15 protein-coding genes are annotated in these 15,694 nt (G+C 62.7%); 9 read left to right on the forward strand and 6 right to left on the reverse strand.

Going from position 1 to position 15,694, the window contains the following annotated elements; translation table 11 throughout:
* The first annotated feature begins 26 nt into the window (after nucleotides 1-26).
* The gene (locus ACFQ6H_RS02670) at nucleotides 27-704 is read left to right on the forward strand and encodes a GAP family protein (protein ID WP_378541660.1); all 678 of its coding nucleotides are present in this window, start codon (nucleotides 27-29) and stop codon (nucleotides 702-704) included.
* Between the two features lie 25 nt (nucleotides 705-729).
* Nucleotides 730-2,304, forward strand: coding sequence for a carboxylesterase/lipase family protein (locus ACFQ6H_RS02675; protein WP_378643658.1), 1,575 nt, complete (start codon nucleotides 730-732; stop codon nucleotides 2,302-2,304).
* Here the strand turns inward: ACFQ6H_RS02675 and ACFQ6H_RS02680 are convergent.
* On the reverse strand, nucleotides 2,297-4,267 hold the full coding sequence (locus ACFQ6H_RS02680; protein ID WP_378643660.1) for a BTAD domain-containing putative transcriptional regulator: 1,971 nt from the start codon (nucleotides 4,265-4,267) through the stop codon (nucleotides 2,297-2,299). The two genes, ACFQ6H_RS02675 and ACFQ6H_RS02680, sit on opposite strands and share 8 nt — an antisense overlap.
* A gap of 82 nt (nucleotides 4,268-4,349) precedes the next feature.
* Here ACFQ6H_RS02680 and ACFQ6H_RS02685 point away from each other — a divergent pair, with 82 nt between their 5' ends.
* Complete coding sequence (locus tag ACFQ6H_RS02685; RefSeq protein ID WP_378643662.1) at nucleotides 4,350-5,228, forward strand: alpha/beta fold hydrolase; 879 nt, start codon at nucleotides 4,350-4,352, stop codon at nucleotides 5,226-5,228.
* Here ACFQ6H_RS02685 and ACFQ6H_RS02690 read toward each other — a convergent pair whose 3' ends face one another.
* Nucleotides 5,229-6,206, reverse strand: a complete 978-nt coding sequence (locus ACFQ6H_RS02690; RefSeq protein WP_378643664.1) for an ABC transporter substrate-binding protein — start codon at nucleotides 6,204-6,206, stop codon at nucleotides 5,229-5,231. It abuts the gene before it with no gap.
* Between the two features lie 244 nt (nucleotides 6,207-6,450).
* On the opposite strand from ACFQ6H_RS02690, the gene ACFQ6H_RS02695 reads away from it, so the two are divergent.
* From ACFQ6H_RS02695 to ACFQ6H_RS02705, 3 genes are read left to right on the forward strand one after another with little or no spacing between them, the layout of a single operon-like run.
* The gene (locus tag ACFQ6H_RS02695) at nucleotides 6,451-8,004 is read left to right on the forward strand and encodes an MBL fold metallo-hydrolase (RefSeq protein ID WP_003942885.1); all 1,554 of its coding nucleotides are present in this window, start codon (nucleotides 6,451-6,453) and stop codon (nucleotides 8,002-8,004) included.
* 14 nt (nucleotides 8,005-8,018) lie between these two features.
* Nucleotides 8,019-8,684, forward strand: coding sequence for a YoaK family protein (locus ACFQ6H_RS02700; protein ID WP_378448310.1), 666 nt, complete (start codon nucleotides 8,019-8,021; stop codon nucleotides 8,682-8,684).
* A gap of 40 nt (nucleotides 8,685-8,724) precedes the next feature.
* Nucleotides 8,725-10,353 (forward strand): cation:proton antiporter, encoded by a 1,629-nt coding sequence (locus tag ACFQ6H_RS02705; protein WP_378530485.1) that lies wholly within the window; start codon nucleotides 8,725-8,727, stop codon nucleotides 10,351-10,353.
* On the opposite strand, the gene ACFQ6H_RS02710 is transcribed toward ACFQ6H_RS02705, so the two are convergent.
* Entirely contained in the window at nucleotides 10,354-10,791 is a 438-nt protein-coding gene (locus ACFQ6H_RS02710; RefSeq protein ID WP_378530487.1) for a DUF2867 domain-containing protein, read from the reverse strand.
* A gap of 53 nt (nucleotides 10,792-10,844) precedes the next feature.
* On the opposite strand from ACFQ6H_RS02710, the gene ACFQ6H_RS02715 reads away from it, so the two are divergent.
* Together ACFQ6H_RS02715 and ACFQ6H_RS02720 are read left to right on the forward strand one after the other, a co-directional pair.
* Entirely contained in the window at nucleotides 10,845-11,417 is a 573-nt protein-coding gene (locus tag ACFQ6H_RS02715; RefSeq protein WP_378530489.1) for a TetR/AcrR family transcriptional regulator, read from the forward strand.
* A 179-nt stretch (nucleotides 11,418-11,596) separates the two neighbouring features.
* Nucleotides 11,597-11,725 (forward strand): hypothetical protein, encoded by a 129-nt coding sequence (locus ACFQ6H_RS02720; RefSeq protein WP_003943237.1) that lies wholly within the window; start codon nucleotides 11,597-11,599, stop codon nucleotides 11,723-11,725.
* Between the two features lie 60 nt (nucleotides 11,726-11,785).
* Here ACFQ6H_RS02720 and ACFQ6H_RS02725 read toward each other — a convergent pair whose 3' ends face one another.
* Nucleotides 11,786-12,670: an NAD(P)H-binding protein gene (locus ACFQ6H_RS02725; RefSeq protein ID WP_378643666.1), complete on the reverse strand. Its 885-nt coding sequence runs from the start codon at nucleotides 12,668-12,670 to the stop codon at nucleotides 11,786-11,788.
* A gap of 56 nt (nucleotides 12,671-12,726) precedes the next feature.
* On the opposite strand from ACFQ6H_RS02725, the gene ACFQ6H_RS02730 reads away from it, so the two are divergent.
* Nucleotides 12,727-13,053: a helix-turn-helix domain-containing protein gene (locus ACFQ6H_RS02730; RefSeq protein WP_019745900.1), complete on the forward strand. Its 327-nt coding sequence runs from the start codon at nucleotides 12,727-12,729 to the stop codon at nucleotides 13,051-13,053.
* Nucleotides 13,054-13,060: 7 nt separating this feature from the next.
* Here ACFQ6H_RS02730 and ACFQ6H_RS02735 read toward each other — a convergent pair whose 3' ends face one another.
* Together ACFQ6H_RS02735 and ACFQ6H_RS02740 are read right to left on the reverse strand one after the other, a co-directional pair.
* The gene (locus ACFQ6H_RS02735; protein WP_378643668.1) at nucleotides 13,061-14,122 is read right to left on the reverse strand and encodes an alpha/beta hydrolase; all 1,062 of its coding nucleotides are present in this window, start codon (nucleotides 14,120-14,122) and stop codon (nucleotides 13,061-13,063) included.
* Between the two features lie 83 nt (nucleotides 14,123-14,205).
* The gene (locus ACFQ6H_RS02740; RefSeq protein WP_378643670.1) at nucleotides 14,206-15,675 is read right to left on the reverse strand and encodes a cellulase family glycosylhydrolase; all 1,470 of its coding nucleotides are present in this window, start codon (nucleotides 15,673-15,675) and stop codon (nucleotides 14,206-14,208) included.
* Between the last annotated feature and the right edge of the window lie 19 nt (nucleotides 15,676-15,694).

A 15,694-nucleotide genomic window follows, 5' to 3' on the forward strand; every position in this document is an offset into this window, starting at 1 on the left:
GATTGGCCGCTTGTACGGTCGCAGAAATGGAATCGATTACTGCGCAGCTCATCCCACTCGCCACCGGCGTCGTCATCAGCCCGATTCCTCTGGTTGCGATCATCGCGATCCTGCTTTCCACTCGGGCGAAGGCAAATGCTTTTGCGTACACCGCGAGCATCGTCCTGGCGGCGGCTGCGATTACAGCAGCGACGGCACTCTCGACCACCGGAGTGGAATCGAAGTCCAGCGGCAGCGCGCATACCGTCCAGACGGTGTTCGCCGTTGTGTTCACTGTCGGTTTTCTGGCGCTCGCTTACTCGAGTTGGCGTAGCCGTCCGAAAGACGATGCCGAGCCGGCGATGCCGTCGTGGCTGGCGCAGATCGACTCGATGCAACCGGCCAAAGCTGCGGTCCTGGGACTGTTGTTGACCGTACCCAACGCGAAGAACCTGCCACTCGAACTCAAGGCAGGTTCGATCATTGGTGGCGCGCACCTCGGCTGGGTATCCGTGGTCGCGTACTCCGTTCTGTTCGCGGTCGGGGCGTCCATCGCCTTGATCGTTCTGTCAGCCTTGGCTGCCGTGCCCTCGGCGAAGGTGACCGATGCACTGAGCGCCACCAAAAGCACTCTGATCCGCCACAATGCGGCAATCATGACCGTTTTGTTCCTGATGCTGGCAGCATTGGAACTCTCGCACGTTGTCGAAGCCCTGTCGAAGTAGCAACTTGTTTTCGAGGAGAAATCGAATGACGATCACCCCCAGCGAAGCGCCGGTAGTCGAGACAACGTACGGGCCGGTTCGAGGATCGACGAAAGACGCGGTATCGAGTTGGAAGGGTATCCGCTACGCGGCGCCTCCGGTCGGTCCACTGCGATTTCGTGCACCGGTTCCGCCGCAGCCGTGGACCGAGATCCAGGACGCAACAGAATTCGGACCGTGCGAGCCGCAAAGTCGACTCGCGATGATCCCGCTCGGTGAGAATGTTCCGATGGACGAAGACTGCCTGTTCCTCAACGTGTGGGCGCCGGGTCCCGTCGGTTCTGAGGCTCCGAGTAAACCGGTCATGGTCTGGATTCACGGCGGCGCGTACTTCCGTGGCGCATCCAGCCAACCACTTTTCGACGCAACCACATTGGTAGAAAACGGTGACGTTGTCGTAGTCTCGATCAACTACCGGATCGGTGTGTTCGGCTTCGTCGATTTCTCGTCCTTCAATTCGAGTGAACATACCTTCGAGCCCAATGTCGCGCTCCGCGACATGATTGCAGCACTGCAGTGGGTTCAGGACAACATCGCGGCTTTCGGTGGCGATCCGAATCGAGTGACGCTGTTCGGTGAGTCGGCAGGCGGCGGCGCCGTGACGACGCTGATGGCCGTCCCGTCCGCGCGCGGCCTGTTTCATCGCGCCATCGCCGAAAGTTCGCCCGCCACTTCGGTGTACGGGAGTGAACGCGGCGAGATCGTCGCGAAGCTGTTTCTCGAGATCTTCAGCGGCGGAGGCGATCTGGGCCTGTTGCGGTCTACGTCCGCCGAAGACTTGGTCGGGCCTTCGGACGAGTTGTTTGCTCGCGTCCCGCAGGAGACGCCGGGAACTCTTGCGTTCGCGCCTATTGTCGACGGTGATCTGCTTCCCGACTACCCGGTGCGAGCGTTTCGTCACGGCAATGCGCACCCGATTCCGCTCATCATCGGGACCAACAGGGACGAGTCTTCGCTCTTCCGGATGATGAAGTCGCCGTTGATGCCGATCGATCCCGTCGTGATCACGTCGATGTTCGCGGAGATCGCCGACGAGCACCCAGGGCTCGAGTTACCCGATCATTCCCAGATCGAAGGGGCATACTCGGGGCTGTCGAAGCTGGGCGCCGGCCTCGGTCTGACCCGTGACTTCGGATTCCGTCTGCCGACACTGTGGATTGCCGAGGCGCACAGCAAGATTGCACCGACGTGGTTATATCGCTTCGACTACGCGCCGCCGATGCTCAAGGCACTGAAGATCGGTGCGACCCACGGCACCGAACTTGCCTACGTCTTCGGCAACATCAATCACGGAGCGCGGGACATCACCTACAAGTTGGGTGGGCTGAGCGCGGCGCGTCATGTATCGGAGCGTATGCAGGCGAGGTGGTTGGACTTCGCCAGAGCTGCAGGCGATTACGCCGCCGGGACTGATCGTGAACTGGGTACAGATCCAAGGTGGCCAACGTACGACACCGACCGACGTGCGACGTTGTTGATCGACAAGCACGATGCCGTTGTCGCTGACCTCGACCGCGAGATCCGGGAGGCGTGGGGTGACACGGTGATCGCATTCACCTGACGGGTCCGACCGAGCCCAGTTCGGCGAGATAGTCCGAGACAGGTCCCGCAGTGAGCATTCCGCTTCCAGCGCCGGCAATTTCGGATGCGGCAGACAGGAGTGCCGCTCGGGCTCGCTCCTTGACTCGGCTGTCGCCGACCGCAGTCGCCGCAGCAGCAGTCAGGCACCACAGTGCCTCGGAGAGTAAATCTTTGGGCGGGTCTGGCAATGCGTCGACTGCCTGGGCGGCCTCGTTCACCTCTCCGTGTGCGAGAAAGAGGTGTGGCCGGGCCCAGGGTTCGTACGGGCCCCACTGCGTCGTGGCGTCGAACCTTGCCGGCAAACCGCGCCACACTCGGAGTGACAGAATTGCGAGAGGGAGTATTCCGTCCTCGAGTCCGGGCATGCCGGAATCGGAAAGGTTCACCGCCGCAGCTTCGTACAGCTTCTCGCAGTGCGCGGTTTCCGCGCCGGTAGCGGCCGTTCGCATTGCGCGGAACCAGGTGGTGAATACCGCTGCCAACGGCCGTTCGTGACGTCCAGCTAGTCGATCAACTGTCTCGGCATGTAACGCTGCTGCATCGAATTGCCCCAGTGCGCCGAGGGCTTGCGTGCGGATCAGATGGCCGAGGATCTCGAAGGTGGCCAGGCCGTGTCGAACGGAGAGGTCTACCAGTTCACGGCCGATGCTGTCGCGCTCGGAGGCCAGACCGGTAGTCCAGAACGTCTGCATGAACAACCCGTTCAGGGCGAACGCCAAGAGTCCTGGATCGTCGAGAGCGCGACCGATCTGTACTGCAGCACGGGCACATTCGATCCCGCGATGATCGGACACTCCGCGCGATTCGAGTGCGATCGTCGCCAACAGTCTGGCCCGAGCGGGTTCGTTGCCGTCCGGAAGGCGATCGAGGGTGCGCTGTGCGGCCTCGACGATCCGCGCAGCCTGCCGAGGATCGTCGGATCGCGTCCAGATTCCGGGCACGTCGTAGTTGCCGATGATCCGTGCGGTGAGTTCGACATCGTCCAATTGTTCAGCGGCGCCGATGACTGTCAGTCGCTGGTTTCGGGCAGTCTCGAGTCCGCTTCCGCCGGCAACTGCCAAACTTCGGAGGAGGCCGACGGTTGACTCCAATCTCGATTTCGATCCGGCCGCTACGGTCCTGTCGTACGCTGCCGAAACCTGAGTGAAGATCTGTTCTGCCCCTACAGGATCCAGGTGCGTCTCCCGGCGGAGAATGTCGGACTCGAGGTCGTTCAGTCGTGGACCGGGGTCGATGCCCAACTCTTCGGCGAGTAACTTTCGTGCGCGACGTAGGACTGCCAGAGCATCGCCCTGACGGTCGGAGCGGTACAGTGCGAGGGCGAGTAGTCGCCAACCCTCTTCTCGCCAAGGGTGTTCCGTCACGTGGGCATCCAGATCGGGAATCGCTTCGGCTGCTCGCCCGAGATCGAGTTGCGCGGATGCCAAGCGTTCGACGGCAGTCAGACGCAGTTCCTCCAAGCGCGATCGCTCCGTTCGGACCCAAGGCTCGTCGGCGAACTCCGCGTAGGCCGGCCCTCTCCACAGCTGCAGCGCGGTTCGGAGCAGTTCGAGTGCTTGCGCCGACGTCGAATCGGCGGCCTCACGCACCAGCCTTTCGAATTCCCAAGCGTCGACCGCGTCGGGTGCAGCATGGAAGGCGTAGCCAGGCCCTTCGGTGACAATGACTTTCGGCTTCGTTCGCGGCGCACGATCCGGTTCGAGCGCGCGTCTCAGTGCGGAAACGAACGTACGTATTGCGCTGGTCGCCCCGGCCGGAGGATCGACCCAGAGGTCGTCGACGATCACGTCCACCGGAACGACACGTCCGCGGGCGACGATCAGACGAGCGAGGACCGCTCGGTGTCGTGGACCCTTCAGATCAATCTGGTGTGAAGACTCGTTCCACGCGACCACGGGTCCGAGCACTCCGAACGCCGGGGCTTCAAATGTGTGGTCTCGCATTTCCCCACGCTATCGCGCTCATCGAACGCTCATCGACTGCGGCGAAGCTGATTGCCATCACCCCGACCAACGAGAGCGACCGATGACGATCATCATTCCAGGCTTCGAGTACCGCCAGATTTCTACAACAGACGGAGTGCGGCTCAACGTCGCGGTCGGCGGAAGCGGAACACCACTCGTCCTTCTTCACGGCTTCCCCCAGACTCACCTCATGTGGCGTCACGTCGCCACCGCATTGGCGTCGGATCACACCGTCATCTGCCCAGATCTGCGCGGATACGGAGCCAGCGACAAACCGGTCGAGGTAAACGCCGACACCTACTCCAAAAGAACAATGGCTACCGACATCGTCGAGGTGGCGAAGAAACTGGGACACGAGAAGTTCGCCCTCGTCGGCCACGATCGTGGGGCACTGGTTGCCATCAGAGCGGGGCTGGATCACCCAGATGTGATCACGCATCTCGGTTCGTTGGACGCGCTCCCCACCTTGGATATGTGGGACATCCTGCACGGATCGAATGCCGCTGTTGCATTCCATCTGTATCTCATGGCTCAGCCACCCGGCCTCCCCGAGCAGATGGTCAGCGCCAGCGCCGACGCGTTCTTCGAGTACTTTCTCGACGCGTGGACGCAAAACCGCGAAGCGATTCCGGCTGACGTGCGGGCGGAATACCTGCGTGCCTCACGGGAGGCGGTGCCCTCGATCGTTGCCGATTACCGGGCGTCGGCAGGCATCGACATCGAACACGATCAGGCCGATCGCGATGCGGGCAACCAACTGCACATGCCGGTCACGGTCATCCAGCAGGACTGGGGTTCGATGCTCGGTTACGACGCCGAGGCCCTGTGGAAAGCGTGGGCGCCCGATCTCGAGCACCGCACGCTGTCCGCTGGTCACTTCATGGCAGAGGAGGCGCCTGCCGAAGTGGTCGACGCGATCCGTGCCCTGCTGAAGAGGTAGTCAGCGCTTGACCCCGGCAGCCAAGTCGTCGACGAGGACCTTGGCAGTCAAGGCGTATCCCGCGGCCTTGTAGTAGTCGAACGGAATCACGCGACCGGCCTGTGCGGCGGGCAGTCGCTGCCACGTAGGCGAGGTGTACACGCTGCCGGAGGCGCTGCGATCCAAGGCGAAGATGACGTCGGCTTCTTCGAGACGGTTGAACTGCTCCGACCCGAGCATCACGCGAAGGTCGGGGCCTTCACGGAGCACCTCGAACCCGAGGTCCTCGGCGACGGCGGTGCGGAAATCGTTCTGGAACCACGCGATCTGATCCTCCGCGGCAGCCACGAAGGCGACCTTCTTGCCGGCCATCAGCGGTTCGACGGTCGGGCGGACCTGAGCTACGTGGGCGTCGTAGTCGGCGAGTACTTCTTCGGCGCGATCGCTGCGCCCGATGCCGGTGAGGAAGTCCACCATGACCTTGCGCCACTCCGGTGTGAAGTCCTTGCCGACGGGCAGGACCGGTGCGATCTGCTGCATCCGGTCGTTGCCGTACGACCCGGTGTCCCACCAGCCTGCGCTGAGGACGAGGAGGTCGGCGCCGAGGGTCGAGATGTATTCGAAGTTGGGATCGGAAGCACCTTCGGCGAAGATCTCGACGCCCGTGGCATCCGGGACCTCACGGCGCAGGTGTTCGGCTGCGCCGGTCGGGTAGGCGGTCACCGGGTATCCGGCGAGGATCGACAATTCGAGGCCGTCCCGCGGGTCGAGGGCGACGACGTTCTGTGGGTCCGTCGGAATGATCAGCTTCTCGTCGCCGCGAGTGAACTCGAAGGTCTCCGCGTTCTCGGGCGTCGAACTTTCCGTGCTGGCGCAGGCGGCGAGAAACGCGGTCGCAGCGACGCCCGCGCCGACGCCGAAGAAGCCGCGTCGCGTCAGGTTGTCCACGATCGCCCAGTAGTCGTGATCGGTCATGGAGGGAGAAAGGAGTCGAGTCATGCTTGTTAGGTTAGCCTTAGGAGCTGGCCTCGGGAATGCTGAAACAGCTCCCGTGAGCGCCAAGAAATACGGCGAACACGCCAGCGTGGAGAGTGTTGTCGGCGTCACCTACCTGTCTGATTCACAACCCACTTTCGACCTCTGACGTGCATGACGTCACAACCGGTGGCCTCCTCGATCGCGATTTGGCCCTGATCGCGCCGACTATGCTGAGTTGACCAGCAGTACGATTTCGGAGGTTGCAATGCAGATCACCAGCGTCGGCCACGCAGGATTTCACATCCAGACCGAGGCCGGATCCATCCTGTGTGATCCATGGGTGACCCCGACGTATTTTGCGTCCTGGGTGCCGTTCCCCGACAACACCGAGTTGGACTGGGACGCTCTCGGCAACTGCGATTACCTCTACGTCTCGCACCTGCACAAGGACCACTTCGATCCGAAGAATCTGATCGCGCACGTCAACAAGGACGCCACAGTCCTGCTCCCCGATTACCCGGTGCCGGACCTCAAGCGTGAGCTCGAGAAGCTCGGCTTCCACAAGTTCTTCGAGACCGAAGACTCCGTCAAGCACACCGTCAGCGGTCCCAAGGGCGACCTCGACATCATGATCATCGCTTTGCGCGCTCCCGCAGACGGTCCGATCGGTGACTCTGGCCTCGTCGTCTCGGACGGGGAAACCACCTGTTTCAACATGAACGACGCCAGGCCCGTCGACCTGGACCCACTGACCGACGCCTTCGGGAAGGTCGACATCCATCTGCTGCAGTACTCGGGCGCGATCTGGTACCCGATGGTCTACGACATCCCGAAGGGCACCAAGCGCAACTTCGGCAAGCAGAAGCGTCAGCGTGGCATGGACCGCTGCCGTAACTACATCTCTCAGGTCGACGCCGCCTGGGTTGTTCCGTCGGCCGGCCCGCCGGTCTTCCTCGACGACGACCTGCGCTACCTCAACGACGATCACGGCGACGAGGGAAACATCTTTCCCGACCAGATCACGTTCCTCGAGCAGATGCGCATCAACGGCAACGATCGTGGTCTGCTGATGATCCCCGGCTCGGCCGTCGAACTTCGCGGTAGCGAGAAGGTCGCGCTGACGCATCCCATCCCGGACGCAGACGTCGACAAGATCTTCTCCAACAAGGCCGAGTACATCGAGAAGATGGCGCAGAAGATGGCTCCGGTCATCGCCGCGCAGAAGGCCACGTGGGCTCCGGCCGAAGGCGAGCCGCTGCTCGACGGTCTCAAGGCCAAGTTCGAGCCGATCATGGCTCAGTCCGATCTCATCTGCGACGGAATCGGCTACCCCGTCGGACTGGTGATGGGGGAGGAGACCGTTGTCCTGGACTTCCCGAAGCGGATCGTTCGTGAACCCATCGACGGAGAAGGTAAGTACCGCTACGGCTTCCGCATCGCTCCCGAACTGGTTCGCACTGTTCTGCGTGACGACGAGCCCGACTGGGTCAACACCATCTTCCTGTCGACGCGCTTCACGGCGTGGCGCATCGGCGGCTACAACGAATTCCTCTACACGTTCTTCAAGTGCCTCACCGACGAACGCATCGCCTACGCCGACGGCTGGTTCGCCGAGGCCCACGACGACAGCGCGTCTATCGAGCTGGGCGGGTACGAGATTCAGCGTCGTTGCCCCCACCTCAAGGCTGACCTGTCGAAGTTCGGTGTCGTCGACGGCACCAACCTCACCTGCGATCTGCACGGCTGGCAGTGGGATCTCGAGACCGGCCGCTGCAAGACGTCCAAGGGTCACGAGCTGCGCACCAGCAAGCTGAGCTGAACCGAGCTCGTCGGGTGACGGGATACAGCAGGTCGCTGATCGGCCTGGCGACAGCGCTCGCCGGGCTGGCCGGTTACGTCGACGCGCTCGGATTCATCACGCTCGGTGGGCCTTTCGTTTCGTTCATGAGCGGCAACATGACGCAGGCGAGCGTCGCATTTGCCGACGGAGTGTGGGCGGCCGCGCGGGTGGCCGGCGGGATCATCGTGCTCTTCCTCTTGGGAATCGCGTTGGGAACCGTCGTCACCCACTTCACGGAGCGGTACTCCGTCCGGACCCGCAAGGTCACGGTGCTCGCGGTTGTGGCTGGACTGCTGGCCATCGGTTCGGTGATGAGCAGCCTCGACGTCACCCCCGGCGCGATCTCGGCGATGGCCTTGGCGATGGGAGCCGTCAACTCGGTGTTCCAGCGCGACGGCGAGGTCACGATCGGCGTCACGTACATGACCGGTGCGCTGGTCAAGATGGGCCAGCGTCTGACCGGAGCCTTTCTCGGCGGCCCGAAGTGGGCGTGGCTGCAGCACTTCGGGATGTGCGCGGGTTTGATCGCCGGCGCGGTAATCGGTGCGTTGGTTCATCGGTGGATCGGCCTTCACGCTCTGTGGCCTGCGTCGGCATTCACGGTTGTTCTGGTCGCCGTTGCCTGGCGGGTCTCGCCCCCGGCGCCGGCGCAGGTGTAGAAAGAGCCAGACACACAAGCCGGGGGTACAGGGGGAAGCAGTGGATGCTCTGATCATCGTGGTGCTCGGTCTGCTCGGAATCGTCGCGGCCTCGACGCTCGGAGCGCGGATCGGAGTCGCAGCACCGCTGATTCTGGTGATGGCCGGGATCGTTGTCAGCCTCCTACCCTTTGTCCCAGCGGTGGACATCGACCCGGAATGGATTCTGGCAGGCGTGCTTCCGCCACTGCTGTACTCCGCCTCGGTCTCGATGCCGTCGATGGAGTTTCGGCGTGAGTTCGGTGCCATCGGTGGGCTTTCCGTTCTGCTCGTTGTCGTGAGTGCGCTTGTTCTCGGTGTGTTCTTCTCCTGGGCGATACCAGGACTGGGCATCTGGTGGGGCATTGCACTCGGTGCGATCGTGAGTCCGACGGATGCCGTCGCGACATCTATCGTCAAGAAGCTCCCGGTCTCGCCGCGGGTGGTGTCGATCCTCGAAGGCGAAAGCCTGCTCAACGACGCCACCGCTCTGGTTCTGTTGCGTACTGCCATCGCCGGCGCCGCCGCGTCGGTGTCACTGTGGAGTGTGTTGGGCAAGTTCGCTTTTGCCGTGGTTGTGGCCGCGGTCATCGGTGTTGTCGTCGGCAAGGTCAACCTGATGGTTCGTGCCCGTGTCACCGATTCGACGGTCAACACGGTCATCTCGTTCACGGTGCCGTTTCTGGCGGCGATCCCCGCCGAAGAGTTGGGTGCGTCAGGGTTGGTTGCTGCCGTCGTGGCTGGGCTCGTCACCGGCTACGACGCTCCTCGGAAGCTGTCACCGCGACATCGGTTGTCGGACTCCCAGAACTGGCGCACAGTCGAATTGGTCCTCGAAGGCGCGATCTTCCTGGTGATGGGCCTGGAACTCTCGTCGATAGTCGACGATGTCCGGGTCGACCACGAGGGCATATCCACGGCGGTCTTCGTGGCGGCGGGGGCTCTGTTCCTCACGATCTTGGTGCGTGCTCTGTACGTAGCCCCGCTCCTGCGAGCGCTCCAAGCGCGGGCGAGATTTCGTGAACGTATGAAGCCCAGACTCTCCGACATCGCGAATCGACTCGACAATCCGGAAGACTACCCGCCAGACGAACGACGCCGCAGTAGGCGTCGGGAGCCTTCGGCGAGCCAGATGGAACGGTTCAAGGTTCGGGTGCGGCGCACGGTTGCCGATATCGACTACTACCTCGCTGCGCCGTTGGGATGGCGTGAAGGCACGATCGTCATCTGGGCCGGCATGCGCGGGGCGGTCACTTTGGCTGCCGCGCAGACTCTGCCGGAAGACACCCCGAGTCGATCGCTCCTGATCTTGGTTGCGTTCCTGGTGGCAGCAGGTTCGTTGATCCTTCAGGGCGGGACGTTGAAGCGCGTCGTAGTGGCGGTCGGTCCGGCAGCGCAGGACCTCACCGATTCCGAACTAGACGAGCATCGCAGGTTGCTCGAGCTTCTCGAAGATGCGTCGGCGAGTGTCGTTCCGCCAGAGGGTCGGTCGAAGAAGAGGATCCGTCTCGACGTGATCGACGCGCAGCGTCAAGCGTTACTCGACGCGCGGGACGACGGCCTGTTCGACGCACGGATGCTCGGATCGGCACTTGCCGCGCTGGATGCCGATCAGATCAGTCTCGAACTCAAGGGCGGTCCGGACGGTTGATCACGTGCACAGCCTCTTTCGCGCCGACGTCATCATCGCCCGCGTGATGACGCCGTGCAGTATCTGAACGGGTGCGAAGTAGATTCGGCCCGCTCTATTCTTCAGCTCCACGGCAGTGACGACGTGCAAGAGGCCGGCGTCGTTGTCGGCCTGAACCGAGGCGACAAATCGTAGGTGTTTCTCGTCCGCTTCGATGAGGGCCTCGCCGTCGGCGATTTTGTCGACGGCAAAGGTGTCGGGGCGTCCCTGGGCGATACCGAGCAATCCGACTACCCGCTCCCTCAACCAGAACATCGCGAGAACTGGAGCGGGGACATTTCTGACGTCGAAGACTGCCTGTGCCCACTCCTCGGAAGTATGGGTCGGAACAGGCGGGATGGTGATCGTGGTGGCCTCTGCCCAGTCCGGCGCAGGCATGGCCTTGAAAGCGAGTGTCATTTCGTCCTCCGTACGGTGCCGTATGGAACCTACCCATACGGTACCGTACGGAGGTGACGAATGCCCGCGCCCGACTTTCTCGCGACCAGTGGATCGATGCAGCTTTCCAGGCTCTGGCCAGCCATGGGCCTGATGCAGTTGCCGTGGAAAAGGTGGCGCGCACGCTCGGATCGACCAAGGGTTCCTTCTATTGGCACTTCGCCAACCGCGACGAGTTGCTGCAGGCTGCGCTCGATCGGTGGGAAGTTGTGGCAACCGAGAGACTGATCTCGTCCGTCGAGTCCTCTGGTGAACCGGCGGAGGCGCGATTGCGTCGTCTGGTGGATTCGGTCACGACCGGATTGGCCGATCGCCGTGCGGAGTTGGAACTACTTGCCGGGATCGACCATCCATTGGTTTCGGCGGCGGTTCGACGTGTCACCGAGCGTCGCGTTGCGTACATCGTGACGTTGTTGGCCGATCTGGGTATGGACAGGCACAAGGCGGAACATCGTGGCGTACTTGCATATTCGATGTACCTCGGGCAGATGCAGCTGGTGCACAGTGCACCCGATGCGGTTCCTCGCAGCGGTGCGGGCCGTCACGCACTCGCTGACGAGTTCGTGAACATGGTTCTAGCCAGGTAAGTCCGCCGTCGAAATCGGCGTGATCTGCGCATCACCCTGCGCTTTCAGGTGAGGGACCACACATTGCGCGTAACCCATAGTTACAGATACTTTGAGGTCAGCTGAAGTGGGGTGCCGGATATGTCGACATTTCCCGGAGGCGCAAAACCGTTTCACGACAGGAAGAAAGGTGACTCACCATGAGCGTTGTGCTTATTTCGTTGCTGGTCGCCGCTGGACTCACCGTGCTGGCCACCAGTGACGGTGCCGGTCTGGACTTCGGGAGTCGGCAGCTGAACCGCCAGTTGAAGACCCGCACGCACCGGTAACCCCGGAAAACGGCCGGCTCCACGCGATCCTTCGCGGAGCCGGCCGTTTGCGCTGTCCGGTCAGTTCACCCCGAGATCTGTCAGCCAGGCCTGGGTGTTGCGTGCATTGATGCCCAGGACAGCGGCAGAACCCGTCGCCGAGTCGAACGCGACGTTGTCGGCAGTTGCGAGTCCTGCGTAGAGCTGAGCAACCCCGGTCGCCGCGCCCGCTCCGATGATCGGCGCAATCGACACGCCGAACTTCTCGGGTGTCACGGCTTCGAAAGTTACCGCGCGCGAGAAGTGTTCGGCGAAAGCCTCGGCCAATTCGTTGCCGGTGATCGCCGGAATCTGTCCGATGTCGACTGCGTCCGGTGCTACGTCGAGAGTCAGGGCCGCAACGGCTGCATCAGCGACATCGAGGTGCGAACCCCATGCGACCGCGAGATCGGCACGCAATGGGTACCGCAGGACGCCTTCGTCTTTCACTCCCGACAGCACGGTAGGCAGAAGCAAATTTTCGAGGAACAGTCGCGGGGTAAGGACGGTCACCGCGATTCCTTCGGCGCGAAGCCCGTCGACGAGCTCGGAGAGAACGGGTGTGTTGGGGCCGGTAAGTGGCGAAGTAGCGTCGCCGATCACCGTGCCGCTGGTCGAGATCACGAATCGCGAAGGACGTGCCACTTTCGCTGCTGCCAGAACGTTTTGGGCGTAACCCGCGAGCGATTCGGTGTCACCGGCGAGTGGCAGATGGAAGAACACCCCGTCTGTCGCGCGATAAGCGTCGGCGAGAGAGTTGACGGACGTATTGTCCGCGACGACGGTGTTCGCGCCCTCGAACGTCTGGTCAGGGTTACGGGTGATTGCTCGGACCTCGGCGTCGGCGGATCCTTCGAGAGCCGCGACCAACCCTGCGAGAACGGGAGAACCTTGAGCGCCGGTGGCGCCATGCACTGTGTAAGTCATGACGCCTATAGTTCACATCGGGAACCAGTTACTTCAAGTGAACTAATGGGGAATCGATGAGTGAATCAGGTCACGTACTTCCGGAGTGTGGCGTCGCGCGCTTCCTGCTGGTCCTGGACGGACCGTGGGCCACACTGATCGTTCGTGAGCTCACGCACGGCCCGATGCGTTTCACCGAACTACGACGCGCTCTGCCGGGTATCAGTCCCAGGACACTCTCAGCCAGGCTCAAGCGATTCGAGGAGTTCGATCTGGTGACCCGGACCGCCTACGCCGAGGTACCGCCGCGGGTGGAGTACGAACTCACCGCGACGGGGATGGAACTGCGCTCAGTGCTCGAAGCGATGGTCGAGTGGGCGGATCTGGCACTCCCCGTTTCGTGACCTGCCCTCAACGTGGGCCCGAAAGTCCCATCCGCAGAGCGCCGCAGGCCTCGAACATCGCATCTTGGCCGGTATGGCCGACACCGGTGGTGTTGACGAAGGCATGGATCAATCCACTGTGACGCCTCAGTGCAACTGGGACTCCGGCCTCTCGCAGTCGGTTCGCGTATTCCTCGCCTTCGTCGCGCAGTGGGTCGAAACCGGCGACGGCAAGGTAGGCCGGCGGCAGGCCGGCCAGATCCGGGGTGAGCAGCGGGGAGACTCGCGGGTCGAGAGCCGAAGCGCCGCCCGACAGGTAATGGGCCGCATACCAATCGAGTTGGGCGTCGGTGAGAAAGAAGTCGGTGCCGAACATCTTGTGCGAAGGGCGCTTCGACGAAAGGTCCACCCAGGGAAAGAAGAGCAGCTGAAATGCAGGCTTGACGTCGTCTTCGGTCGTGGACTGCGCGACGACGGCAGCCAAGTTCCCACCCGCGCTGTCTCCGCCTACCGCAATGGATTTCGGATCTGCACCCAGATCTGTGGCATGTTCGACGCAGTACCGGAATGCGGTGACGGCGTCATCGACCCCGGCGGGGAAGGGGAACTCCGGCGCTAACCGGTAATCCACCGACAACACACTGACTTCGCCGTGACGGGCCAGGAAGCGGCAAACACTGTCGCCGCTTTCGAGGCTGCCGAGGACGAACCCGCCGCCGTGGAAGTACACCAAAAGTGGAGCGGGCGTTGGCACCCCGGCCGGTCGATACAGCCGTGCGGGAATGGAGTGGTCCGCGGCCGGGATCTCGATGTCACGAACCGTCTCGATGTCGATAGGAGCACCGCCGAACAGTCGCGATTCGGCGTCGATCTGGGCTCGCCCCTCTTCGACCGGAAGATGCTCGAAGCTCGTGCCCTCGACTGCCGAGAGCAATCGCAGTGCAAGTTGGATCTCGGGGTGCAGAGTCTGCCCGTCGATTTCCTTCGGCTTGCCGCCGAGAATGCGCTGCGCGCCGGTCGGCAGGGCACCAACGATGTCGAGAACCACTCGCGCAACACGATCTTGGACAGACATCTTCTCCGTGGACATACTCGCCTTCCGTCGGCCGATCACCCGTCGCTTGTACGTTACGAAAGAACTGGACAAATATCCAGGAACTCTGACACTCGAGATCAGGTTGCCGGAGTGACCGTGACTGTGACCGGACCCGTATCATCCGCGGTTTCCACTGTGAGAAGACGGCTTTGGGGATTCCAGTTCACTACATCGGCTCCCGCGACGTCGACGCCGCCGGGGAAGCCGCTCTCGGGTAAATAGATCTCGGTCGGTGCCGTCACCGCGGGGGCCGGGTTGAACGTCAGCTGAAGGCGGTCAACGGTCGAGGACCATCCGGTGGGTGTGCCCGCGACGGCACGCGGATACGGCTTGTTCAGGGTGTCGACGAGGAGTGTCTGCGTTCCGTCCGGCAGGTACGGGCCCCAAGGACCTGGATCACTGGACCAGTAGGAGACACCCGCGCCGAGTTCTCGGGCGGTCGTGTAGACGCGGTCGATGTAGTCGGTTGCGCCGGGCAGTGTTGTGTCGAGCCCGAATTCGCCGAGGATGATCGGAGCGCCGCCGAGTACGTTGCCGGCAATGTGTTCGACGCTGTCGCGCCAGGTGTCGATGGTCGCGTCGGTGAGAGTGCGCGAGAGGCCCGAGTATCCGTCACCGAGGTCGAGGGGCAACGGATACAGGTGCGGGCAGTAGGCGATTCGCTGTTCGCCTGCTCGTGGGTCGTTGATCTTCGTGAGCCCGCTGGGGACACCTTGGTTGACGCCGACTGCCTGCGGGGCCACACATACCCAACTGTCCTGATCCACTTCCCTGATGGCGTCAGTGGTTCGCTGATACAGGGCGGCGAGGGGTCCACCTTCGAAGGCGGGACCCTGCAGGGAGCCGCCCCAAGGCTCGTTCATCAGGTCGTATGCCACGACGGTGTCATTGTCGGCAAAACGCTCGGCCACTGCCTGCCAGGCGTTCGCGTAGTGCTCGACCAGTTCGGGGTGTTGACCGGTCGTGTTCCAGAAGTTGTCGAAGGCGCGCATCACACCAGGTTGGATGTAGTACAACTCCCATCGGTCTTGAGGGCTGACCGGAAGGCCGTCCATGTAGGTCGCCCAGGCCGGTGCGCCGTTGCCGATGTTGCCGGCGCCGTTGCCACTGTTGCCTTCTGGAGTGATCGCGCCGGAGTACACGTCCTGATGCATGTCGAGCATGACCTTGTAGCCGCGATCGGCGTACCAGCCGACTCGGTCCTCGACGCGGTCCAGATACTCCTGGTCGTACTGTCCCGGCTCAGGTTCCACCGAACGCCAGGAGATCAGGAAACGCACGAAATTTGTTCCCATGTCGGCATGTTCGCGTTCGAGATCCGCTTCGGTGAACTTCGGCATCCCGTCGGGTGCGCTCTTTGCGCTCGACGCCGTGTTGAACCCTCGCAGGATCAAGGAGCGGCCGGCGTCGTCGGTCAGGTACGACGGTGGCACCGACGTGCCATCGGTGCTCCCCGACGTGGGCAGGCTGCCCTGAGCCGCGGCAATTCCGCCGCCCAGTATCAGTGAGCCCGCGACTATCAGTGCTGAGAGCGGGATACGACGCACGGAAACTCCTTCTGGGTGT

The organism is Rhodococcus sp. NPDC056506 (assembly GCF_042794945.1).
GTDB lineage: Bacteria > Actinomycetota > Actinomycetes > Mycobacteriales > Mycobacteriaceae > Rhodococcus_F.

What these genes read in the sequence shown, in the direction of transcription:
- ACFQ6H_RS02720 (WP_003943237.1), top strand. Translation starts at nt 11,597, where the DNA reads ATGAGCGTTGTGCTTATTTCGTTGCTGGTCGCCGCTGGACTCACCGTG.
- ACFQ6H_RS02670 (WP_378541660.1), top strand. Translation starts at nt 27, where the DNA reads ATGGAATCGATTACTGCGCAGCTCATCCCACTCGCCACCGGCGTCGTC.
- ACFQ6H_RS02690 (WP_378643664.1), bottom strand. Translation starts at nt 6,206, where the DNA reads ATGACTCGACTCCTTTCTCCCTCCATGACCGATCACGACTACTGGGCG.
- ACFQ6H_RS02675 (WP_378643658.1), top strand. Translation starts at nt 730, where the DNA reads ATGACGATCACCCCCAGCGAAGCGCCGGTAGTCGAGACAACGTACGGG.
- ACFQ6H_RS02695 (WP_003942885.1), top strand. Translation starts at nt 6,451, where the DNA reads ATGCAGATCACCAGCGTCGGCCACGCAGGATTTCACATCCAGACCGAG.
- ACFQ6H_RS02685 (WP_378643662.1), top strand. Translation starts at nt 4,350, where the DNA reads ATGACGATCATCATTCCAGGCTTCGAGTACCGCCAGATTTCTACAACA.
- ACFQ6H_RS02725 (WP_378643666.1), bottom strand. Translation starts at nt 12,670, where the DNA reads ATGACTTACACAGTGCATGGCGCCACCGGCGCTCAAGGTTCTCCCGTT.
- ACFQ6H_RS02710 (WP_378530487.1), bottom strand. Translation starts at nt 10,791, where the DNA reads ATGACACTCGCTTTCAAGGCCATGCCTGCGCCGGACTGGGCAGAGGCC.
- ACFQ6H_RS02680 (WP_378643660.1), bottom strand. Translation starts at nt 4,267, where the DNA reads ATGCGAGACCACACATTTGAAGCCCCGGCGTTCGGAGTGCTCGGACCC.
- ACFQ6H_RS02735 (WP_378643668.1), bottom strand. Translation starts at nt 14,122, where the DNA reads ATGTCCACGGAGAAGATGTCTGTCCAAGATCGTGTTGCGCGAGTGGTT.
- ACFQ6H_RS02730 (WP_019745900.1), top strand. Translation starts at nt 12,727, where the DNA reads ATGAGTGAATCAGGTCACGTACTTCCGGAGTGTGGCGTCGCGCGCTTC.